This is a genomic window from Polynucleobacter rarus, from assembly GCF_003072505.1.
Taxonomy (GTDB): Bacteria; Pseudomonadota; Gammaproteobacteria; order Burkholderiales; family Burkholderiaceae; genus Polynucleobacter; species Polynucleobacter rarus.
In genome coordinates this window covers 533,411-556,504 of the sequence record NZ_NTGB01000001.1, presented here as the reverse complement: position 1 = coordinate 556,504, position 23,094 = coordinate 533,411, and the positions used below count along the sequence as shown (strand labels likewise).

Below are 23,094 nucleotides of genomic sequence, written 5' to 3'. Positions count from 1 at the left end.
GAAAATATTTTTACGTTTTTAACAAGACTAGAAATTGAGCGAAAATTTTTTCACCCATGACCTTCCATTAAATTTGAAGTCTATGGTTGGTGATGAAAAAAATATCACGGTGAATAGTAGTTATTAACTCAAGGTCACGATAAAACTGTGCAACTTATTCTCAATAAATCTTCAGGTGAAATAGTAAAAGAAGAAGTTAATTTTGTTTCTGAATATGTTAATCCTCAAGTTTTTAAATACAAAGGGGTCTGTGAAAAAGATTAGCAAAAGTTGCGATGACTTCTCATTACTTTAACTAGTTATTCTCTGCAATGGCAACGTGGACAAGTGAGCAAAAAAAGTCCTAATCAAAGGTTTGCCTCAATTTAGTTAATCTAGATCCTTGCTTTCGCATCAACTAATAGCTTTCTCACTTCATCAAAGGTAGTATCCGGATGATTGTTGTAATCCATTAAGCGGTGTGTTTTAACACGATCACCGCCAACTTCATTTAAAACCTCTCGCACTTTTTCATGGGCAGGTTGTCGATAGTGAACTCCGCCTGAAACCTCTATCGTGGCCTGCGTTAAGGCACAAAATAGACTGATCTTAGCGGCATTGGGTAAACAAATACGATTGTCATTTTTGTTCCAAATATCGGGACTAGCAAGTAATTGAAGCGCGCGATCGATGATGTTCAGATCATCTTGGGTCGCAGGCAAGACTTTGTCTGCATTAATGGTCACTTGTAGAGAATCACCCTCTTCCTGGATTGATGCCAGTGGAAACCAACCAAAAGGTAATTTAGCCACCTTGGTTGCGACATACTTACTATCGGCAATTTCAAACCGAGTGGGATCTTCAGGATACTTGCCTTCCATCTTACCTAAGTAATTTCCTTTCAAATCGACTTTCTTTAAACTCGCTGTAACAATCCTGGGTGGTGAAGAGTCACTACAAGACTGCAACAACTTATCAAAATTCGCTTTTAAGGCATTGACTGCACAGGGCACACTACAGGTTCCAGCAAACTCACTGCCATTATTTTTTAATTTACACACGACGAAGTCTTGGTTCGATTGACTCAGTGCAGAGTTCGAACTCATTAACAAGACAATGGGTAGTAATGAGGTAAGAATTAATTTTCCTAAAGTGGGCAGTTGATTTTTTATCATGATCATTTCTTAGATAGAACTTTTGTATGAAACGGTTGCAGTTGATCAATATCCGCCACTGACTGCGTTTTGATATCCCACTTGAACATTTGGATTTTGATTTCATCTTCCGTAAAATCTACAATGGTGAAACCATGTTGTTCAATTGGACTGATCTCTTCCACAAAATCAAGATAAAGCGATGGCTTCGCACCAGTCCCTCTTCTGCCTGAAGGCCAACCATTAGGGCCAGGTCTCGAGCCAATGGGTCCAGACAACAAAACATTAATTGGGTTTTTAGAAAAATCTAAATTACCAGATCGATGCATATTACCTAAAGCGATGGCATGTAAGTCACCACTGATAACGAGTGGAATTCTGTCTTGCTTGCTATGAATGGCCGTCATGATGCGATCATGCTGTTTCAGCCATCCCTCTTGCCAGTAGGGCTTTTTCTCGGCAATCGTGAGCTTACCGTCTTTACCCAAAACATCCCCGTACCATTCGCCCCACTTACCCGCTGTCCAACCTGGTGGATTGGAGGGGACATGCACAACATGTTTCACACTAGAGCTTGTTGTCCGATAATTTAGCCAGCGCTCTACTTCAGGATCTAAATACACTGCACTGGGTCCAGCTAAGGTTTGAGAGCGACGAACATCGTACAGAAGGATTTCTGCTAAGTTGCCGAAGCGCAGTGTGCCGAAGCTTTCTGAAACGCCTGCTGCTTTATCTTTAGCAGAGGACCATGGCAAACCCAGGGGACGTCCTTTATCTGCCAAGAACTCTGGATAATATAAGCTCTGAGTAGATCTAGCGAGTTGCATCATAAAGTACGAGGGCGGAAAGGTAATCACCTCATCGGTAGCTTCATCATTATCAAAATAATCGTGATCGTCTTGTAAAAAGAACACTGGGGTTGAACGCAGGTCTGCACCGTAGACGGGGGTAATTTGCGAACCAGCAGCCTTCTTTAAAACATCCTCATTACTCGTCCCTAAGACTTGCGAGGATCTTTCATAGCTACCAGCATAAGCAATTGACTCTGGTCTTTTTGCAAAAAGCGTTGATCCCACCGGGGCGAGTAAATCCCAATACACATGATCACCATTCGCAATTACCGCATCGGGCTTAAAACTTAAACCGCGCTTTAATAATTGGTTACGAACTTTAGATGGTAAAAATCCATGGATCTCATGTCCACCAGCACAGGTATAGATAAATAAACGAAAGTTTTTAGTTTGCTCTTGGGGCGCAGGAAAGGTTTTTAGGGGCCAAGTCTCACATAAGCTTTTACCAGAGCTACTGGTTAAATTGAGTAGATACTGTTTATTGGGTACTAGATTATCTTGATAGAAGCTCCAACACTCTCCTTGGGTATCTTCTCTCTTACCGATGACTTTTTGAGTGCCGATCTTCAGAATCGGCGGTTTATTCTGCAAAGTATTGAAGGAGACTTTGATGAGCATTTGCGTGTCATTCACCGTCGGCAGAATATGTCGAACCGTACCTTGATCCCAGTTACCCTTATTAGTTTGAGCCTTATTTGGCAGAAAATCAGCAAAGATTTCGGGGGAGATAGCGCTAGATAAGGCTAAGGCCGAACTTGATTTAAAGAATTCGCGACGCTTGCTGCTCATACAAAAGTGTCCCCTGTAAGGTTTTAATTATTTAGGTTTTAATTATTTCGGTATTACTTATTAAGCTTTTATAAGCAAAGTTTAATACTCAATTTTGAATTAGTACAGTTCAGGGAAAGAAGATCAATTCAAGGGGAAGTGTTACTGAGACATACAACAGGGGACAGTAAGAATCGACTCTCTTATCTTAAATCCTCATAATTTCCTTTGTAAGCAATAACGTGACGTACGCCCCCTTTAGGATATTCGGTATCGCCTTTTCTTCTGGGGATTAAGTGAACATGGCAATGCCAGACTGATTGACCCGCAGTTTCGCCGCAATTCATGCCAATGTTATAACCATCGATAGTTTTATCAAAATTGCTTAAGTATGCTTTTTGAGAATGTATTAGATTGTGAATCGCAATCACTTCTTCTTGGGATAAACCAAAGTAATCGAGTACGTGGCGTTTAGGTATAAAAAGTGAATGATGCTCAGATACTGGAAATGCATCCCGAATCACAAAGGCTAAATCATTTTCTTCAACAATTCGACCACGATCAATCGTCTGAACAATACAGAACAAACAACCCTCTGGTTTATTTTCACTCATTTAATGATTCCTCTAAATTCTTTTTTGTGAAAGAGGTAGCTTGCTTGCAGGAAACCATCTGTTCATAAGTCCTTATTAATTTGACTACGTTAATTTTTACTCTAGTTTTTTCTAGGGGATTTTCTAATGATCTTTTTAGGCTTCTGCTAAGATGAAATCATGAAAGCACTTAAAAGTACATCCGCTAAAACCATCTTATCCGACTCTAGGAATAGAGAGATATTAACAAATTTTTTAGCACAAAATACTGACTCGTCGGATCATTCTCAAAACGAACCGTTAGAGCTTTTGGTTAATAACAAAACCATCAAAATTTTCGTTAAAGTAGTTTCAAAAGCGAATTGACATAGTCAACCACTCCGCCCTAAATTATGGAAACTTTTGAAATATTTCGCTTAAAAAATCAATAAACACACGCATCTTAGGCGGTAAATTTTTAGATTGTCTAAATACGACAGAAATGTCATGGCCTTTGACTGTATAAGACTCTAAAATTGGAATAAGTTGACCAGCATCAATCATTGGCCGAACATAGTATTCAGCTGACTGAATTACACCTAGACCAGCAACAGCTGCGCTTACAAGGGCTTCGCCACTGTTAAATGTGAGATAACCATCGATCTCCATATGTTGATTTTTATCTCTGTCTTTAAATCGCCACTCTCGTATCAAACCATTTCTTGGACGACGATATGAAATACAGGCATGCTGTTTCAAGTCTTCAGGCGTTTGTGGAATCCCCTTTGCGTCTAAATATTTTGGCGATGCACAAACGACATAGTTAATACTTGATAAATGTTTCATCACCAGTCTTGATGAATGTAGTTCACCAACCTGGATTGATAAATCAAGCCCATCATCAATCGTGTAAGGAACAAAGTCACTACAAACAATCTCTAGGGAAACTGCTGGATATTTTTTAATAAAGTCAGGCAAGTGCGGAACCACCCACATTTTGCAAAGACCTGATGGAATACCGACCTTTAATTTACCCCTAGGCTCTTTACCTGCACTACCTATAGATAATTCAGCTTCATCAAGGTCAAACATTAATTTTTTACATCGTTCGTAAAACTCTGCCCCCTCTTCCGTAACCCTTAAACGACGAGTCGTTCTATCAAGTAGGGTGACAGATAGTTTGGCCTCTAATCTAGCCAAAGTAGCACTAATTGCAGCAGTAGAAACCCCTAGATCTCTTGCTGTTCCACTGAGTGTGCCAATTTCAACAATTCTGAGGTATACAACAATGCCGTGTAAGCGATCCATGGTGATATTTAATTGTAGAGTTAAAGGTGATTGTATACCTAGCTATGATTCAAAATCCTTAAATTTCACTAGAATAAACAAGGTAACAGACAGATAGATAGCTACCCACAAACCTAACTATGGATTGGAAAATACATGCCGCTTATTCTTAAAGGCGTAATGCAAAGTCCCGTAACACCTTTGAAGGATGATTTTTCTCCTGACCTACCAACCTTTGAAAAATTACTGGATTTTCACGTAAGAACTGGGGCTACAGCAATATCATGGCCTCATCACAAAGGAGAATCACTGAATTTAACCATACCTGAGCGTAAAGCTTTTGCAGAAGTAGCGGTTAAAACTGTTGCTGGAAGAGTTCCAGTTTCTGTCCATGTCAGCGCACTTTCTGTGGAAGATTCTATTGAGCTTGCCCAGCACGCTCAAAAAATTGGTGCCGATGCAATTATCGCAATCACTCCTTATTTCTGGAGCCCATCACAAGATGCTATCTATGAATATTATGTTCGCCTAAGCAAGTCAATGGACCTCCCCATCATTGCGTATAACTCGCCAAGCTACCTTGAAGGTATTGAATTTACAGGTGAATTAATTACACGACTACTTGAAAATGTTCCTAGCTTAGTTGCCATGAAAGAAGCGAGCTTTGACAGTGCTAAATTTTTAGAGATCTCAAGAGCTGCCCTAAAAGTACGTCCTGACTTTTCAATCGTAGCAGGAGTTGAATTTTTAGCTCCTTCAGTGCCACTCGGTTGCGTTGGATCTTACTCTTCTGCTGGCGGAATTTGCCCTAACTTATGCAGCCAATTATTTGATGCTTGCACTAGAGGTGATAGTGTTAAAGCGCGAGAGCTTCAATTTAAATTAGCTCAATTGTGGGATTTATTCCGAGATCAATATCCATCTTCATTAAAGGGTGGTATGGTCATCATGGGTAGACCCGTAGGCCCTACAAGACCTCCCTTGCCAACAGCAACTAAGGAACGTCAAGCCTTTATTGCTAAGAAGCTTGAAGAGTTAGGCATTCTTGATACCGAACCTCATGGTTGGTAAATCCATCTTTTAATAAGGCCCCTTCTATGTCTACTTTTACCCCCGGTTTAGTTCACGCACCAATTACGCCGTTTAACCAAGATCGTAAAATTGATTACGCTAAATTTGAACAAGTCATCGAGTTTCATATCAAACATGGCGCCCAATCCCTTGCGATCACAATGCATCCTGGTGAATCTGTCAGCTTGACTGATCTTGAACAGCGCGCTCAGTTTGATTTTGTTCTAAAACAAGTCAATGGTCGCATTCCTGTTCTTGCTCATGTGAGTGATTCTGGAACATCAATTGCAGTAGCTCGAGCAAAATACGCAGAAGCGGTTGGCGCAGAAGCGATTATTTGTACGACACCCTACTACTGGACTCCGCCAGCTGCGATGATTTCTGAACACTTTAGTCAAGTTGCCAAGGCAGTAAAACTTCCCTTCTTTCTCTTTTACACTCCCGATGAGATGGGCGGCATTAAGCTTTCAACCGACCAAGTCCTCAAACTTGTAGAGCAATTGGGTAATTTTTCGGGATTAATTGATGCTAGCCTTGACTGGCAATTTATGATCAATATCATCTCAAATGTTTGGCGTACTAAACCAGATTTCCAATTATTGGCTGGTAATGAATATATGGTCTCATCCGGCGCCATTGGTGCGACGAGTATGATTTCTTCACTCAGTAGTATCGCCCCTAATCTTGTAAAGGAGCTATATACCATTTGTAGAACTGAGCGTTATTCAGAGGCTCGTAAAGCTCAAGAAGATATGGCTGCATTAATGTTTTTATTGAAGAAATATGGTTTCGCCTCATTAAAAAGCGCCCTTGTCGCCATGGGTAGAGATTGTGGTATTCCAAGACCACCACAAAACCAATTAACTCAAACAGAGCACGCAGCACTCGCTAAAGAATTAATGGCGTTATCATTCATGAATAATGAACCTAAAGGATGGTAATCACTTCATAATTTATGAAAACAATACTCACGCCAGTCGCTATCGTCACAGGTGCAGCCCAAGGTATAGGACATGCTACCGCTCTTGCGCTTGCACGTGATGGCTATCGACTAGCTTTAACCTCTTCTAGTGATATTCAAAAATTAGATCCAGTACTCGCAGAAATTAAAGCGATTGGTTCTGAAGCAATCGCTATACAACTTAATCTTCGCGATCAAAAAAGTATTGCTCAGTGCATTTCATCCACGCTAAAACAATTGGGTCAGATTAATGTGCTAGTCAATAATGCCGGAGTCGCACTTCGTAGAGCTGCAGAAGACGTTAGCGAGAGTGATTGGGACCTTGTGATAGATACCAATCTAAAAGGCACATACTTTATAACTCAAGCTGTAGGAAAGTATCTGATACAGAATAAGCAAGCTGGTTCAATCATCAACATTGCTTCATTACATGGTGTCGTAGGCACAGCCGAAAGAAGTACCTACGGAATTTCAAAAGCAGGCATGATGCAAATGACAAAAATGTTAGCCCTTGAATGGGCGCAGCATGATATTCGAGTTAATGCCATAGCACCAGGTCGTGTTGAAACTGCTGCTCGCATTAATCAATTTAATCCCGATGAAGCGTATCGCCAATCTAGACTGAGCAAGATTCCACTGGGGCGTTTTTGCACTGCTGAAAATGTTGCCGCAGCAGTAAGTTACCTGGCTAGTGAGGCTGCATCGATTATGACTGGTCAAACCCTCATCTTAGATGGTGGTATCACCTGCGCTTGACATCCTAGATTAATCATTCATTTTGATATTAGCGGTCTTAGCGACTTTTATCCAACGAGGTACTTCTATCGATAAACGTTTACGGAAATCTTCTGGAGATCCCTTAAATGGAGAAAATCCCTCTGCCAAAATTCTTTCTTGCATTTCAGGAGTATCGATCACCTTAGATACGGCCGCATTTAAGCGGTTCACAATTTCTGGTGGGATACCGGCTGGCCCCCATAATCCATACCAATGTTCCATAGAACCAAATTCAGGAATAAATTCCTTGATCGTAGGAACTTCTGGCAAACTATCGACACGATTTTCCGTCGTTACAGCTAAGGCCTTTAACTTACCCGATTGAATAAATGGTGTCACAGCAACTGAGGTGTAATACCCTAGATTAAGATGCCCTGATAATAAATCAGTCAGACCAGGTCCTGCTCCTTTATAGGGGATATGTGTCATTTTGACATTGGTAATTTGATCAACCATCTCACCAACCAAATGAGCATTGCTGCCTATACCTGTTGATCCAAAAGAAACTTCATACGGATGAGCCCTAGCATAGGTAATTAACTCTGGAAACGTTTTCACTTTTAAAGAAGAACTTGCTACTACAATTAAAGGCCCTGTAGCCAACAAACTGATAGGCGTAATGCCATTAACAGGGTCATAAGGAAGCTTATGTAATGCTGGAGTAGCAGAGTAACTTCCTGAAACAATACATAAGGTATAGCCATCTGGAGTTGATCTAGCGACTTGTTCAGCACCAATCGTACCGCCCCCGCCTGGTCGATTATCAACAATAAAAGTTTGCCCAAAGATTTTAGTTAACTTTTGAGCAAGTACGCGGGATAAGTTATCTGTCCCACCACCCGAACTAAAAGGAATGATAATTTTTACAGGCCGAGACGGCCAATCAGCAGGATTCTCAGCCGCATGTATCATCGCTGTAGAACCAACTAGTAATACTCCAATCAAGCTAATAAGGCACTTTTTATAGTGTTGCATATGTCTCCCCCTGAATAACTAAACTCTTATTTCATTCTGGTTGAACTACGGAATAGGTATTAGTAAATCAATCAATTTCCTTAAATCTAAACTCTGCATTAAATGACTTGCTTCTTGGTATAACTCTTCTGATTGCTCCGGTCCAATTGCACGCTTGGCACAATCTATAAATTTTATTTTTTTATCTTTTTCAGAAAGTGGCCACGCGGGAGATCCTGGAACTTTATCAATTCGAGTTTTAAATTCACCTCTACTTGTTGATACAGTTAAATCGGTATACCCTGAGATACCAGAATAGATTTTTTCATCCTCAATGGCGTAACGCTGAATTTTTTTAATGAAGCTTTGAGCTGAGCCTCGCATTACCATTTCATCTGAGAAGGTCTCTAAAGTTAGCTCCCCATCTAAAAATATGGCAGATAAAACATATTCAATACTAAATTTACCTTCAAGGCCTGTTTTAGGATCTTTACTGACAAGCGCTGTATCTGTACCTGGTAAAAACCCAATGGAAATATTTTCAATTTCTTCGGCAACTAATTGGTACTTCTCTATTAATCCAAAAAGACCACCAATAGCACGATGATTTGAATAGCAACAAGGCCAACCTTTAACGTACACACCAGGATTAACGATTTCCCAGGGGCTCCCTAAGTAACTCAAAATCTCTTTCGGGGACAGTCTATCTCTGCCACCGTAAGTATCTAAAAAGCTATTCTTCCCATCAAAAATAATAGGATCTGATGTAAACCCTTGCTTGACTAACCAAGCAGATTGAATTGCACTTCTTGCTGCATGCCCAGCATGAAATGGCTTGGTCATCGTGCCAAAATTACGAACTAGACCACTCGTTTGCGAAGCTAAAAGTCCCCAAGCATGCTGTAATTCCAAAGAGTTTAACCCCAACAAGCATGCAGCAACCGTTGTCGCTCCAAAAGCACCCATCGTTGCGGTAGAATGCCACCCTTTCATAAAGTGTTCCTCACCTACCGCCCTTCCAAGCTTACCCGCAATCTCAAGCCCAAGAACATAGGCTTTTAATACATCTTTTCCTGATGAGCCTTGCATCTGTCCAATTGCAAGAGCAGTTGGGACTAATGTCACACTAGGGTGTCCCCTGAGATTAGGGTGGCTATCATCAAAATCAAGCGCATGAGAAGATATTGCATTAATCAATGCAGCATCAGCAAGCCCAACCGAGGTACGCTGACCAAATATAGCAAAACTACCAGTACCATTCATCTTGCTCCAAGCGATTGCTTTTTCTGTCACAGGTTCTAAAGATCCTGCTAAGCCAACTCCCAAACAATCAATGAAAGCATCTTGGGCTTTGAGCAATAGGTCTTCTGCCATAGGGCATGACCATGCGTCTGAAACGAAATTCGCTAAATCCTGTGTGAACATATTTATTCCACTTTGTCAGCTTTGGCCTCTTATTACAGAAAGGCTCTTAGATTAATTGGCTAAAGAAGCCTCACCAGCACCATTTCCTGCAATCATTCCAAAGACCACACCTGAAACCAAACCAGTTCCTGCTGGGTAGTTGAAATAGAATATACCGCCCACCATTTCACCAGCTGTATATAGCCCTTGAATTGGATGATGATGCACATCAAGCACCTGACCATTTTTTGGATTAATACGTAAGCCACCAAAAGTGAATGTGATACCACAGGTGGTGTGATAAGCCTCAAATGGTGCCGTATCTAAAGGATTTGCCCAATTGGATTTGGGTGGATCAATCCCTTCTGTTCCTCGCCCATCTTTAATCGCATGATTAAATGGCACTTCAGTTTTTACCGCAGCATTAAATTCTGCAACTGTTTTTAAGAATTCTTGAGTATTAACGCCTTCCATTTTTTCAGCCAACTCTTCTATGGTATTGGCAACAACACGGGTGACCATCCTATCACCATACTCAGGACGAAGGATATGTTTGACCTTTGCATCAAATACTTGCCAAGCTTCTTGTCCTGGCTGCTTTAAGACCTCGCCACCATATTTTGCATAGGTAAAATTATAAAAATCGATTCCTTCATCTACAAAACGTTTACCTTCGTTATTAATCATCAATGACATTGGATAACTATGGCGATATGAACTATGAGGCAAAGTTAAGTCCCCGAATTCAGGAGCGTAACGCTCCCATGAAACAGCATGTCTTCCAGACCAATTTCCGTAAGGACACGCCCCAATATCTAGCGCCATTTTTAAACCATCACCCATGTTGTATTTTGTACCGCGGACTTTAGCTAATTCCCAACCAGGACCTAGGTATTTTGTACGCCATTCTGGATTTGCTTCAAAACCACCACAGGCAAGGACAACAGATTTTGCATGAAATTCAGTGGGTACACCTTTAACTTTCGCATTAACACCTGACAATTTAACCCCATCATAGATTAAAGAAACAGCTCGAGTTTCATAAAATATCTGTACTCCTTTTTTAACTGCTGTGTCATTGAGATATTGCACCAAACCAGGACCACCACCGGATATTTCCATGGGCATGCGGCCAAAGAATTTTCTCTTACCATTGACAATGGCAGATTGTGCGCGGTAAGTGGGCACAAACCTCACACCCTGACTTCTTAACCAGACCATTGCCTCCAAGCTATTATTCACAAGTGTTTCACATAAGTCAGGATCTGTACGGTCATTGGTAACACGGAGCAAATCATCGAAGAAAATATCTCTTGAGTTGTTGTCCCAATCAGTTGATTCAGCTTCATCATCAGGAATATCAGCTAGACGTTGTAAGTCTTTCGCAGAGCTATACGCAAATCGCATTACTCCCCCCGCAAAACGACTATTACCTCCGGAGTCTTCAATTGGTGCCGCTTCCAACATGGCAACTTTTGCGCCTTTATCACAAGCAGCTAAAGCAGCACATAATGCAGCATTTCCTTTTCCAACAACAACCACGTCAAACTGTTCCATAAAAACCCCAAATGTTAGTCATTTTAAAAATAGTCATTTGTTACGCATTAAACCAATCTGATACTCAATTGATTTTATAGAAATACCACTATAAAAAAGATCATGCCAGAAAGAATCACTGTTAACTGCAAGATTTAAAATCAGTTGTTTTAGCTCTTCTCATCCTGGTCATTTAAGTAAAAGAATACTAGGGCTAATACCTAGTCAGTTTTATCATCTTATCTCCTAAGCAAGCAGTAAGCATGAGGATTAACCCCAATTTGAGTTACCTGTTTTTATATTTTTTCTAGTTTGCCAAAGGTAACTAGGATATCCTTAGAACAACATAACAATAATTCAATCTAAAAAGTAATTTCTGGGGGAGGCTCAACCTGTTTAAAGTTCTTTCAACAACAGTATTCTTTGTAACTTTTATAATAGTTACTAGTCGTTTATAAGCTCAGCAATTACCCCCCTTCTTCAATCATTCAGCAGGGAAGAGTCGTAGGCGAATAATGATTAAGGATGCTTTTTTGTATGTTGTATAAATTTTATTCAACGAGGTTTAACTAAACATCTTATGCGCTATTTTTTTGCTTTTATCGTTTTCATATTTACTTCCTCGGCATCTAGTCAAGGCTATCCTAATCGACCCATTAATATGGTGGTTCCATTTGCCCCAGGAGGTTCCGCCGACACGATTGCCCGACCATTAGCAGATCATCTAGGTAGGCAATTAAACCAACCCATTATTATCTCTAACCGAGGTGGTGGAGGTGGTGCTCCAGGAACCGCCGTTGCCCTGGCAGCTAAACCTGATGGATACACCATACTATTTAACCTTTCGACAATTTCTGCCTCTCCTGAAGCAGATAAACTGTTCGATAAAAAACCTTTGTATGAATTGAAACAATTAGCTCCTATCGCTTTAATCTCATCGGAGCCCCTTGTCTTAGTGGTCAAAACTAATTCTCCATTCATGAATATGAATGACGTAATCAAAGAAGCAAAAGCGAAGCCTTCAAAAATCACCTATGGTTCATCAGGTGTTTACGGTCCGATTCATTTAGCAATGGAAATGTTTGCTAATGCTGCTGAAATTAAATTGCAACATATCCCTTATACAGGAGCAGGCCCTGCTCTGACTGCACTGCTTGGTGGTCATTTAGATATCTCTATTTTGGCACTCAATAATGCGCTCACTCATCAAAAAGCTGGCACGGTTCGAATTTTAGGAAGCTGGTCGAGTCAACGAAATAATCTGATACCGAATGTACCCACCTTAAAAGAAATTGGTGTAAATGTTGAATACCCTAATTGGGGAGGACTTTTTATCTCTAATAATGCGCCAGAGGACGTGATACAAACTTTGCGCAATGCAGTAAGAGTAGTTTCAACTAACCCAGATTATTTAAAATCAATGGAGAACTTAAGTATTCCGGTAACTTATATGGATGCCCCTGAGTTTGATAAGTTTTGGAAATTGGATGCTACTAGAATAGGTGAAACACTCAAGAAAATAGGTAAAGTTGATTAAAGTATTCATTTGCGTTGTATAAAAATTTTTTAAAAAATAAAAGGAGACAGTATGAAAGGTTTAGAAATTTCCCCATCAGAAATGGAGCAATATGTTGCTCGGTTTAATGACTTATCCCCCAGCAAGAAAAGCTTTAAAGTAGAAAATACAGGTATTCCTGGCGAGGCCTATGAAATGATCGCTGCGCATAGCGTCTACTCAATCATGGCGCCAGAGGGTAATACACGTAAGGCTGCAAAGCCGGGTGTAATTGGCGTGCCAGGACTCGAGGTGGCGATTGCTGAATGCCCTCCAGGCAATGGTCCGGCACTTCACAACCACCAGAGAACTGTAGAAACCTTCATGTGCCTCACTGGTCAATATGAAATCGTTTGGGGTAACAATGGGGAACATAGCGTTGTTCTTGAACCATTTGATTTATGCTCAGTGCCACCTGGTGTCTATAGACGCTTTAAAAATGTTTCCCAAGTTCCTAATGCGAAATTACTAGTCTTAGTTCAAGGTAAGGTGGAAGATACTTTTGGCGACGTGGCTTTCGATCCGAGAATTGCAACTGAAGTGGAATCACGCTGGGGACCAGAAGTCATTAAAAACTTTAAAAATATTGGTATCACTTTTGGCGAAAGTAACTGATCCAATAGAGGTCATAAAACTATCAAGAAACACATTTAAAAGACAGGAGACAAAGATGTCCTATTCAGAAGAAGAAATTGAAAAAACGCGCATTGCCCGCTGGGGAAAAGTTGCCCCGTACGGTGAGTCTTTTATTGAAAGTCGTATTCCGGGTTTTCAGAAAAACTTATATAAGATCATTAATCGTGGCGTTTTAGAAAATAAAGGTGTTGAACCCGCTATTCAAGGAGATCATCGTTTTGGTGTGAGCCTGATTGAGATTATGCCTGGTCAAGGCGCTAACCTGCACTCACATCTTACAGAGGAAGTTTTCTTTCCTCTGAACGGAAAAATGATCGTGTTTTGGGGAGATAATGCCGAGCATCAGGTGGAACTCAACCAATGGGATTGCTTCTCCGTACCAGTCGGCTTGATGAGAGGTTTTAAAAATCCAAATGACTTTAATTTAGTCGTCTATTCCATCGTGGGTGGAACCGATGCTGAAGTTGGCAAAATCACTTGGCATCCTGATGTTCTTAAAATGGCCGATGAAACAGGACTCACATTTGGTAATGACGGATTTTTAAAAGACAAATAAGCGAATTGAGGAGATTGAAATAATGCATCTAGTTAAATTTTTAGTCATCAGCCTTCTTTTTCTATCTCCTCATTCCTTGGTCTTCGCACAAAACTATCCGTCGAAACCGATCAAAATGATCATCGGCTATCCGCCAGGAGCTGCCACGGATCTTTTTGGCAGAGCCATTGCAAAACAATTACAAGACTCCATGGGTCAGGCAATTGTGGTTGAAAACAAAGTGGGAGCTGCAGGGACTGTTGCTGCCGAATCAGTGGTCAGGTCATTGCCAGATGGTTATACGATTTTAAATAGTGCTTCACAGATCACCATTAACCCATTTGTTCAAAAATTACCTTTTAATTCGGAGAAGGATTTAATCCCTTTAATCCAAACTATTTCAGTTTCTTATGTTTTAGTAGCAAACCCTAAATTTACGGCCAATAATTTAACTGAATTAGTCGATTACGCATCTAAAAACTCTGGGAAAATTAACTATGGATCATATGGAAGTGGGTCTGGTCCTCATCTGAGTATGGCGATGCTTGAAAAAACTGCTGGTATTCAAATGCAACATATTCAGTACCGCGGATCACCGCAACTATTAACTGCACTCATGGCTGGAGAAATTGATATTGCCTTTGACACCACCACCTCTACCTTATCGCTCTTTCAAAGCGGCAAAATTAAAGCCTTAGCGATCGGCGGATCCAAGCCTTCTGAGTTATTTCCGAATGTACCTACCATTGCAAAATACTATCCAGGTTATGATTCAGATGGCTGGCAAGGCCTCTTCCTTCCTGCTAACACGCCGAGTGAAATTGTTAAAAAGCTCAATGCAGAAGCAAATATTGCTCTGAAGAATCCAGTCATCAAATCTCTAGCGGATAGTCGCGGCGTCAGAATCGAAGGTGGTTCTAGTGAACAGTTTTCCATACTCTTCAAAAAAGAGTTAAAAAAATATGAGCAGTTGATCATAGAAAATAATATTAAGATGGATAACTAAGCAAATCACTAACCCAATGGCTCCAAAATAAATGATCTCATCTGAAATTTCTTACGCAGTATCTATTAATAATCGTTAATCATCCTAAAGGAATAGGTATTCACCTATCATCACCATCATGAAATATCCTGAGACACCACTTAATCCGAAATTATTAAGCGTCATGCAAAAAATGAAAGAAATAGGTCTTGGTGCGGTGGACGTAACGACTGCAGATCTTTCTTATGCTCGCGCAGAATTAGAAAAACAATATGCCTATCTGAATGCAGCGCCATTCCAAGTTTCAACAGTACAAACCTTAACCATGAATTTTGAGGATGAGTCGATCAATATCAGACTCTACCTGCCGGAAGCCCCCTATGAATCATCCACATTCGCCGTCTATTTACACGGTGGCGGTTGGACATTTGGTAATGAACAAACGCATGACGGCATAGCAAGAGCTTTTTGTAAGAGTAGTCAGTTACCGGTTGCATCGATTGGCTATACTCTCGCACCTGGTAAGAAATTCCCATTTCAGAATCAACAAATTGCTGAGGCCCTGCAATATTTAACCAGGGTTTTCCAAGAACAATTTGGACTTACTCAAGATAGCATCAAGTTTATTTTCATTGGCGATTCTGCAGGTGCAAACTTGGCCTTAGCGACTTATCAAGATTATTTAACAGATTCAATCCGATCACGAATTATCGGCATGATCCTTTATTATGGGGTTTTTAGTGGCGATATCAAAGCAGACTCCTGGAACCGAATCGGCGATGGTCGATATGGCTTATCGACCACAGCCATGAATTGGTATTGGCATCAATACCTAGAGAAGATGGAACAAATAGATCTTCCCCAAACTTCACCCCTACTATCGAATGAATCATCTCTTCCGCCGATGTGGTTAATAGTCGGAAACTTAGATCCTTTATTAGATGACACCTTAAATTTTGCAGAAAAACTCAAGCGTCACCATATAGTGCACCAAGTCATTGTCCTTGAAGGTTATCCGCACGGATTTCTGCGTTTTTGTAATCAAGTCGATAGTGTCTATGACATCATCAAACAGTCTAGTCAAGCAATGCAACAAATGGCAAAAGGAGTTTATTCATGAAAATTAAAACAGTTGAGAGTTTTATCGGTCGTCTCAAGCTTGGCATACCTTTAAAAATGGCAGGATCATTAATTGAAACTTCAGATAATTTATTTATTCGGATAGAAAGTGACGACGGCTTTGTGGGCTGGGGAGAGGCTGCTTCAGCACCGAACATGACCGGTGAAACCCCAGCAAGTATGCTTGGTACTGCCAGGCATCTCATTCCAAAAATTGTTGGGCAAGACTTTTTAGATGTAGAGAGTTTTCTAAACCAACTAGACAAAGGCATTATTGGCAATAATGCGGCAAAATCCGCTATTGAAATGGCTTTTATGGATGCCTTAGCTCGCCAGAAAAAAGTGCCTCTGCATGAATTACTTGGCAAAAAACAACGCTCTCATATTCCAGCTCTATGGATGATTGCCGGACAAGGTGGCATCAAGGATGCGGAGCAAGCTTTAGAAAAATATCAAGAGGGTTGGCGCTGTTTTAAAGTTAAAGCGGGGATGGAATCCCCAGAAACGGATGCGAAAAGAACGATTGAAGTTCTGAATGCCTTACCGAAAGATGCTCAAGTCTCAGCAGATGCCAATCGAGGCTATCAACTAAAAGACGCTCTAAGCTATCTTCAGTTAGTTTCTAATCATGGCTTGGCTTTTTTTGAGCAACCAATCAATCCCAAAAATGACGATCAATGGCGTAGTCTTTCAAGTGCTTCAGAGATTCCAATTGGGGTTGATGAATCACTGAGCAATATTGAAAAACTAGAGCATTTTATCGCGGATAAATTAGTTCATGGGGGCAGCTTCAAAGCGATCAAACTGGGCGGAGTGAGCCGGCTCTTTCAAGCATGTTCAAGCGCTCATCAAGCTGGCTTTAAAATCAACTTAGCGTGCAAAGTCGCTGAAACTAATATTGCGACATCGGCTTTGTTGCAAATAGCGGCAGTCTTACCTGAAATTTCCTGGGGCATTAGCTTGACGAATCTTTACTTACAAGATGAATATACTTTAAATCCGCCTTTATTTGCCGCAGGGACCGCAACCATACCTACCGGTCATGGGATTGGAGTGGAGGTCAATGAGGAACTTTTGCGATCCACCAAAGTTGATGAAGCCAAACTATTTTAGTTAGTTATCTAGAGTAAGTTATCTCGCCTAACTTCTACTTATTAAGTGACATTGATTTGATCGCTCGACCGTTCTTTTCGATATCACTTAGATAGAATTTACTGAATTGGTCAGGGGTGTTACCCACCACTCGAAATCCTTGAGATTCTAACTTCGCTTTGATATCACTTTGCTGAACAATATTAATCAAAGCTTTACTCAGCATATTTTTAATATTTTCTGGCGTCCCTTGTGGTACAAAAAATCCAAACCATGCTTCAGTTTCAACTTTAGGATAACCCAACTCAGTCATCGTCGGAGTATTGGGGAGCACCATGGTTCTGGTTGGCGGGGTAACGCCTAAAACTTGTATTTTTCCACCATTGATGTGTTGTGCAGCCGCCATCGTACCCACAAAAGAAACTTCAACTTGCCCACCAATCGTATCATTAAGAACCTGTGGCGAAGCTTTATAAGGAATACCATTCATGTCAATTCCAGCCTCTGTTTTTAACGCCTCTGCAGCGAGTTGAGCCACACTTCCCTCTCCCCAATGTCCATAATTAATCGGTACTGGAGCCTTTTTTGCATAGTCAATAAATTCTTTCATGGATTGAACACCCAATTTATTATTCACAATCAAAGCCATTGGTAATGTGGTCATCATGGTCACAGGCACAAAAGATTTGCGGGGATCATAACTTAAGGAATGAAGCCAAAGATTCATCGACGCCGAGCCTGAACCTAACATGATGGTATATCCATCTGGTTTAACTTTTGAAAAATATTCTTCCCCAATCAGTCCGTTAGCACCTGCACGGTTTTCAACAATGACTGGTTGTCCTAACTTTTCACTTAAAAGAGGAGAAATGGTGCGTCCTAAAGAATCGGAAGTCCCGCCAGTGCCCATTGGGATCATGATGGTTATCGGTCTATTCGGATAAGAATTCACTTGCGCTTGAGCATCAGCAAAGTGGTAATGAAAAATCATTATTACTAAAAATAAACAGAACCTAACCATGAGTATCCTTCGCAAATGTTGAGTTAAATGAAATCAGCTATATATACTATTGGGACTACTCCATTGAAAAACTTCTTCAAAATACATCATTAATTTACGTCATTACTTTTTACAAATAAGAGAAAAACATTGTAGTTGCCCCTATAAAACCGATCATAGTGCCGCTGCTACTTCCCGAATAAATTCTCTCGGAGATTTCAGTTTTAATCCTTTGTGAGGATGATTTTCATTGTAATCATTAAACCAGTCATTGAGACATCCAATCACTGTTGTTGCATCCGGACGATCATTAATATAAGCATAATCCCGTTTAAAGGTTTTAACAAATGCTTCTGCCATACCATTCGATTGAGGGCTTCTAACGGGCGTAAAACACAGGATTAAACCTAGTTGTTTACCAAACTCCATCGTTTCTTTGGCAGTGTAAGCAGAGCCGTTATCCGTTAACCACTGCACCGGATGTGGGGTTTGATATCGACCAAAACGCTGTTCTACACTCATCAACATCAAGTTTCTGATGGTTTCACCCGTAAAACCACCTTTCGTTGCTTCCCATGCAATGACTTCTCGATCACAGGTATCCAATACAAATGTAACCCGAACCACTTCTTGGTTCCAACAACGAATCTCAAAGCCATCCGAACACCAACGCGAGTTGGATCGTAAGGTAATTACTTTCCCTTCGTGGATTCTCTCTGGTATCGGCTTACCCGTGTGTCTGGTTAATAACAGATTGTTTTGCTTCATGAGTCGATAGACTTTTTTATGATTCAAAACGGGTAATCCTGAACTTTTACGGAGGCGGTTGAGTAAAGCGCCAATCCGACGATAACCATAGGTTGGCCTTTGATCGACTAAAGTACGGATTTGAGGCAATACCTCCGCATCGCTCGTCATTCGATAGTTACTGCGCGCTTTAGGAGTCTCTTTCATCCGTTGACTTAAATGCGATCTCGAGATACCAAGCGTTTCTGCAATCATTTTCATAGAGTGTCGTCCTCGGGCAACGAGGGCAACTGCGAGATCAGTTTTTTTTGGCGAGCCAAGTCTACGGCATCCTTCAATATCTCATTCTCTAAGGTTTTTTTACCCAAGACTCTTTCTAATTCACGAATACGCTGCTTCAGTTCCTTCACTTCAGCAGCAGCTACTACCTCATCATCTACCGCAATCGCTTTTTTTCCGCCTTCAGCCATACGATTTCTCCAAAGAAATAACAGACTAGGAGAAATACCATACTTTCGTGCAATATGCGAGACTGAAATGCCTGGTTGGTTGGTTTCTTGCACACAACGAATCTTTTGTTCTACTGAAAAACGCCTTCTTCGCTGGACTTCCGTTACAACATGAATTGTTTCCATTTTCTTTCCTTAAACATAGTCATATGACTAGGCTTACGCCTAGTCGTTTACTTTAAAAACTATGTTCGGTTGAAATAGGGGCTATTACACCCTTAATTTTAACCCGTGAAATTAACGAATAAAAATCAAAAAAACAGTACTATAGAATCATGCCACTCTAAGGCACTTCAGAAACAATAATCTTTTTTTGAACAGATTTATTTAATAAATCTTATCACACCAGAAAAAAGAAATTATGATATTTTACCTATAAATCAGTTACTTACAATCACATTAGAAATCAGACAGGGAAAAAATGAAACTGGGGGGAATAAGTTTGCAGAATATGTACCCTATTGGGTTTAGTTGGCACTTCATCATAAACTGGGTACACAGTATTTATTAAGCTAGTTTTTTGGAGAAACGTTTTTAATTAAGGTAATACATATGTCTCATCCAGATTCTATCCTTGGTCTGCCTTAACTTAAAGGTTTCTTAAAACCACTGATTGATTTATAAGTCTTCGCTCTTGCGCCAGGATTCGTGATTACTGCACCATTAAGCACTAGTAGATTGTCACCGATGATCAACCCAATGTAATCACTTCCAAACCATAGCGGGTATGGATACAACCAACCTTCGATACAGAGTCAGACGCTTGTATCCATAAAGATATCTGTACCTAAATTCTATTCCATATCAAAGGCAATTCATCTAATCAAGAGAAATCTTTGCTTTTTCTACAACCTTAGCCCAGCGAGCTTGCTCAGATTTAATAAAGGCGCTAAATTGGGTCGGTGTATCACCAATTAAAACAGCACCGTATTCCAACATCCTCTTCGATTCTTCTTTAGAGTTCAAGCCTTTGGCAATATCTTTCTGTAGCCGCTCAATAATCGCTGGTGGCGTTCCCGCAGGAACAATGATTCCGTACCACTGCGAAGTTTCAAAGCCCTTGTAACCTAACTCCGATATTGTCGGAACATTACTCAGCATTTTTGACCTTTCAGCAGAACCAGTTGCTAAGGGGCGCAGCGCCTTGCCTTTGAATTGTCCAATCAGTGATGGTAGGCCATTAAAGGTTGCTTGAATTTGGTCGCCAATCAGATCCGTCAACATGGGGCCAGAACCTTTATAGGGCACATGCACTAAATCAATCCCAGCTTCGGAGGAGAAGTACTCCATGGCCAAGTGCCCTGCACTACCGTTGCCAGCTGAGCCGTAATTAATCTTGCCAGGATTCTTTTTCGCATCAGCCACTAAATCAGCAAGGGTCTTGTATTGGCTTTTTTCACTGATAGTAATGATGTTGGGTACTTTTGCTATCAAAGTAACGGGGGCAAAGTCTGCATTGGGATCATAGGGTAATTTACTCCCAAATAAGGCAGGATTAACCGCCAATGTGCCAACGTGACCCAGCATCAGGGTGTAACCATCTGGTTTGGCACGCTTAACCTCTTCCATGGCGATATTACCTGCTCCACCTGGTTTGTTTTCGACATAAACGATTGCCCAAGACTGGTGGTCAGACTATTCGCCACAGACCTCGCAATAATTTCTGAGGTTCCACCAGTAGCAAAGGGCACGACCAAGCGAATCGATCGCTCTGGATAGGCGGCAAAGGTCATTTGCGTAACCATTTGCGAAGCCAGCAAGATGACTAAAGTTGAAAATAATTTAAACACAGTAAACCTTTATCAATATTGCGTAACTAAATTGAATAACTAAAAGTAATCTCACCTTCATGAAGCAAAATCTTCAATCACTTTGCCAGTTTAGGCTGGTGAGATGTGACAAAAGATGCGCAAATAGAAAGTTAAATATTTTTGAAAGTTAAATATTTTTCACTGTTTAAATTTTTAAATTCAATAACTTGATCGCGTTAGCTCCCAACATATTGTATCGATCATCATCGCTGAGCTCTGGTGTGTTCATGATGTGCCCAACTGGATCTTCCTCCCAAGGAATTGGCCAATCAGTACCAATCATTAACTGACTAGGCCCTACCTCAGCCGCTAGATGTCTTAGCGCCTCTCCCGTAAATACCAGAGTATCAAAGTAAATTTGTTTTAAATATTCGGTTGGCAATTTCTTCAACTGAATCTCAGGATTACAGTTGGAAGGAGAAATATAACAACTACGATTCATTCTAGGCGCATAGGAACCTAAGAATCCCCCACCATGTGCAGCTAGAACTTTCAGTTTAGGAAACTGATCAAAGATTCCCTCATAAATGAGTTTTTCTAGTGCTATCGTCGTATCGAGAGGATTGCCAATCGTGTTCGCTAACCAACCATTGCCTTTAAAACGTGATTCAAGTTGGGGAGTACTTTGCGGATGAATAAATAAAGTCGCACCTAGTTCTTCAGCCTTCGCTAATACGGGATGATATTTAGGATGACAAAAGTCATCTCCTAAAACGCTGCCACCAATGGCTGCACCTTGTAATCCATACTTTGTCATGGCTTCTTCTAACTGCACTACCGCTAAATCAGGGAACTGCATGGCTAGGGAAGCAAAAGCACCAAATCGAGTAGGTGCCATGGCACATAATTCTGCTAATTTCTGATTATTTACTTCACAAATCTTTTGTGCCAACTCTCTATCTGATTTATACCAAAAGGGATTGATACTTAAGATTTCCATATCAATGCCCATCGCATCCATATCTTTGAGGCGGTCAGCTATTTCAATAAAATGCTCCTGCGCACCTTTTGTTGGGGGAATAATTCCTTTACCGTTTTCGCCCATTAAATCGATCGATTCTTGAAACAAACAATGCGTGTGCACATCAACAGTCTTCGCTACCCGACCATTAATCACCACGGGAGGTCTTCTGTAAGGCTTAGTACTACCCCCGCCCTCTGGAACAATTGACTTGATGCAGCAACCACAAAAGATCAACCCACCCAAAGCTTTGGCACTTTTATTCATGCCATGAAAATAATGACTCATTGTTTCGTCTCCTATCTATTTATTTTTTTTAATATTTTTAATCATGCCAGCATCAAAACGAAAAGTCATTTTGATGCTTTAAAACCAACTATTTGAACTTTTTATTATTTTGTTAGGCGATAAACTTCTTACCATGCAAACCGCTAGAAGAATCTTTGCAGGTAAAAAATACACAATCTGCCTCAGGTGTAGCACCTGCTTTATGCAGTTTCTCGGCTGGTATATAAACTAACTCTCCAGGTCCAACCTGCTTTTTCTGATCCTCAATGACGAACTCTAGATGGCCTTCTAAAATGTAGATCCACTGCTCATTCGGATGGCTATGTAAGTCAGCAGATTTGCCAGCCGGGGCCCTCATGACCGCAACTATCATTCGGTCTCCTTCAACACAACCACCAAACACCGGTGAATAGTCTGGTCCGCCCATAATTTGATTCACTTGATTGAAATCAAAGAAAAACTCTCCTGGATTAGCCCTTTTAGCGCCTGGTGTTCTGGCTTCTAATTTGTCATTTGTATTTGTGTCCATAAAACAATCTCCT

22 protein-coding genes are annotated in these 23,094 nt (G+C 40.7%); 9 read left to right on the top strand and 13 right to left on the bottom strand.

Annotated features, from left to right (window positions below; all coding sequences use genetic code 11):
* Positions 1-374 precede the first annotated feature (374 nt).
* The 4 genes from AOC35_RS02525 to AOC35_RS02505 form a co-directional block, all read right to left on the bottom strand.
* Positions 375-1,154: a DUF6197 family protein gene (locus AOC35_RS02525; protein ID WP_108645624.1), complete on the bottom strand. Its 780-nt coding sequence runs from the start codon at positions 1,152-1,154 to the stop codon at positions 375-377.
* A gap of 2 nt (positions 1,155-1,156) precedes the next feature.
* Positions 1,157-2,773: a metallophosphoesterase family protein gene (locus AOC35_RS02520; RefSeq protein ID WP_108645623.1), complete on the bottom strand. Its 1,617-nt coding sequence runs from the start codon at positions 2,771-2,773 to the stop codon at positions 1,157-1,159.
* Positions 2,774-2,955: 182 nt separating this feature from the next.
* Positions 2,956-3,366 (bottom strand): HIT family protein, encoded by a 411-nt coding sequence (locus AOC35_RS02515; RefSeq protein WP_108645622.1) that lies wholly within the window; start codon positions 3,364-3,366, stop codon positions 2,956-2,958.
* Between the two features lie 369 nt (positions 3,367-3,735).
* Positions 3,736-4,632: a LysR family transcriptional regulator gene (locus tag AOC35_RS02505; RefSeq protein WP_108645620.1), complete on the bottom strand. Its 897-nt coding sequence runs from the start codon at positions 4,630-4,632 to the stop codon at positions 3,736-3,738.
* Between the two features lie 135 nt (positions 4,633-4,767).
* On the opposite strand from AOC35_RS02505, the gene AOC35_RS02500 reads away from it, so the two are divergent.
* Genes AOC35_RS02500 through AOC35_RS02490 form a run of 3 tightly spaced genes read left to right on the top strand, consistent with a single transcriptional unit; the run spans position 4,768 to position 7,399 of the window.
* Positions 4,768-5,682, top strand: a complete 915-nt coding sequence (locus AOC35_RS02500; protein ID WP_108645619.1) for a dihydrodipicolinate synthase family protein — start codon at positions 4,768-4,770, stop codon at positions 5,680-5,682.
* A 26-nt stretch (positions 5,683-5,708) separates the two neighbouring features.
* The gene (locus AOC35_RS02495; protein ID WP_159077451.1) at positions 5,709-6,623 is read left to right on the top strand and encodes a dihydrodipicolinate synthase family protein; all 915 of its coding nucleotides are present in this window, start codon (positions 5,709-5,711) and stop codon (positions 6,621-6,623) included.
* Between the two features lie 14 nt (positions 6,624-6,637).
* Positions 6,638-7,399, top strand: a complete 762-nt coding sequence (locus AOC35_RS02490) for an SDR family NAD(P)-dependent oxidoreductase (RefSeq protein WP_108645617.1) — start codon at positions 6,638-6,640, stop codon at positions 7,397-7,399.
* Positions 7,400-7,408: 9 nt separating this feature from the next.
* On the opposite strand, the gene AOC35_RS02485 is transcribed toward AOC35_RS02490, so the two are convergent.
* The 3 genes from AOC35_RS02485 to tcuA are packed head-to-tail and all read right to left on the bottom strand — an operon-like array spanning position 7,409 to position 11,335.
* A complete protein-coding gene (locus tag AOC35_RS02485; protein ID WP_108645616.1) occupies positions 7,409-8,395 on the bottom strand; it encodes a Bug family tripartite tricarboxylate transporter substrate binding protein in 987 nt (328 codons plus the stop codon).
* A gap of 45 nt (positions 8,396-8,440) precedes the next feature.
* A complete protein-coding gene (locus AOC35_RS02480; protein WP_108645615.1) occupies positions 8,441-9,799 on the bottom strand; it encodes an MmgE/PrpD family protein in 1,359 nt (452 codons plus the stop codon).
* A 51-nt stretch (positions 9,800-9,850) separates the two neighbouring features.
* Entirely contained in the window at positions 9,851-11,335 is a 1,485-nt protein-coding gene (tcuA, locus tag AOC35_RS02475) for an FAD-dependent tricarballylate dehydrogenase TcuA (RefSeq protein ID WP_108645614.1), read from the bottom strand.
* A gap of 559 nt (positions 11,336-11,894) precedes the next feature.
* On the opposite strand from tcuA, the gene AOC35_RS02470 reads away from it, so the two are divergent.
* The 6 genes from AOC35_RS02470 (at position 11,895) to AOC35_RS02445 (ending at position 17,257) form a co-directional block, all read left to right on the top strand.
* A complete protein-coding gene (locus tag AOC35_RS02470; protein ID WP_108645613.1) occupies positions 11,895-12,851 on the top strand; it encodes a tripartite tricarboxylate transporter substrate binding protein in 957 nt (318 codons plus the stop codon).
* 51 nt (positions 12,852-12,902) lie between these two features.
* Complete coding sequence (locus AOC35_RS02465) at positions 12,903-13,484, top strand: cupin domain-containing protein (RefSeq protein WP_084285170.1); 582 nt, start codon at positions 12,903-12,905, stop codon at positions 13,482-13,484.
* Between the two features lie 55 nt (positions 13,485-13,539).
* Entirely contained in the window at positions 13,540-14,061 is a 522-nt protein-coding gene (locus AOC35_RS02460; RefSeq protein ID WP_084285167.1) for a cupin domain-containing protein, read from the top strand.
* A 22-nt stretch (positions 14,062-14,083) separates the two neighbouring features.
* Complete coding sequence (locus AOC35_RS02455; protein WP_108645612.1) at positions 14,084-15,046, top strand: Bug family tripartite tricarboxylate transporter substrate binding protein; 963 nt, start codon at positions 14,084-14,086, stop codon at positions 15,044-15,046.
* 118 nt (positions 15,047-15,164) lie between these two features.
* Positions 15,165-16,145, top strand: coding sequence for an alpha/beta hydrolase (locus AOC35_RS02450; RefSeq protein WP_108645611.1), 981 nt, complete (start codon positions 15,165-15,167; stop codon positions 16,143-16,145).
* The gene (locus AOC35_RS02445) at positions 16,142-17,257 is read left to right on the top strand and encodes a mandelate racemase/muconate lactonizing enzyme family protein (protein WP_108645610.1); all 1,116 of its coding nucleotides are present in this window, start codon (positions 16,142-16,144) and stop codon (positions 17,255-17,257) included. The genes AOC35_RS02450 and AOC35_RS02445 overlap by 4 nt, the downstream gene beginning before the upstream one ends.
* A gap of 34 nt (positions 17,258-17,291) precedes the next feature.
* Here AOC35_RS02445 and AOC35_RS02440 read toward each other — a convergent pair whose 3' ends face one another.
* The 6 genes from AOC35_RS02440 to AOC35_RS02420 all read right to left on the bottom strand — a co-directional run bounded on the left by AOC35_RS02440 (position 17,292) and on the right by AOC35_RS02420 (position 23,081).
* Complete coding sequence (locus AOC35_RS02440; RefSeq protein WP_159077450.1) at positions 17,292-18,227, bottom strand: tripartite tricarboxylate transporter substrate binding protein; 936 nt, start codon at positions 18,225-18,227, stop codon at positions 17,292-17,294.
* A 183-nt stretch (positions 18,228-18,410) separates the two neighbouring features.
* A protein-coding gene (locus AOC35_RS02435) for an IS3 family transposase (protein WP_425440619.1) occupies positions 18,411-19,618 on the bottom strand; the annotation gives its coding sequence in 2 pieces (ribosomal slippage) (positions 18,411-19,309 and positions 19,309-19,618; 1,209 coding nt in all).
* 693 nt (positions 19,619-20,311) lie between these two features.
* Positions 20,312-21,061: a Bug family tripartite tricarboxylate transporter substrate binding protein gene (locus AOC35_RS02430; protein ID WP_245898401.1), complete on the bottom strand. Its 750-nt coding sequence runs from the start codon at positions 21,059-21,061 to the stop codon at positions 20,312-20,314.
* The gene (locus AOC35_RS15700; RefSeq protein WP_245898400.1) at positions 21,019-21,252 is read right to left on the bottom strand and encodes a hypothetical protein; all 234 of its coding nucleotides are present in this window, start codon (positions 21,250-21,252) and stop codon (positions 21,019-21,021) included. Before AOC35_RS15700 ends, AOC35_RS02430 begins: the two co-directional genes overlap by 43 nt.
* A gap of 196 nt (positions 21,253-21,448) precedes the next feature.
* Positions 21,449-22,552, bottom strand: coding sequence for an amidohydrolase family protein (locus AOC35_RS02425; protein ID WP_108645607.1), 1,104 nt, complete (start codon positions 22,550-22,552; stop codon positions 21,449-21,451).
* A 112-nt stretch (positions 22,553-22,664) separates the two neighbouring features.
* On the bottom strand, positions 22,665-23,081 hold the full coding sequence (locus AOC35_RS02420; protein WP_108645606.1) for a cupin domain-containing protein: 417 nt from the start codon (positions 23,079-23,081) through the stop codon (positions 22,665-22,667).
* Positions 23,082-23,094 lie beyond the last annotated feature (13 nt).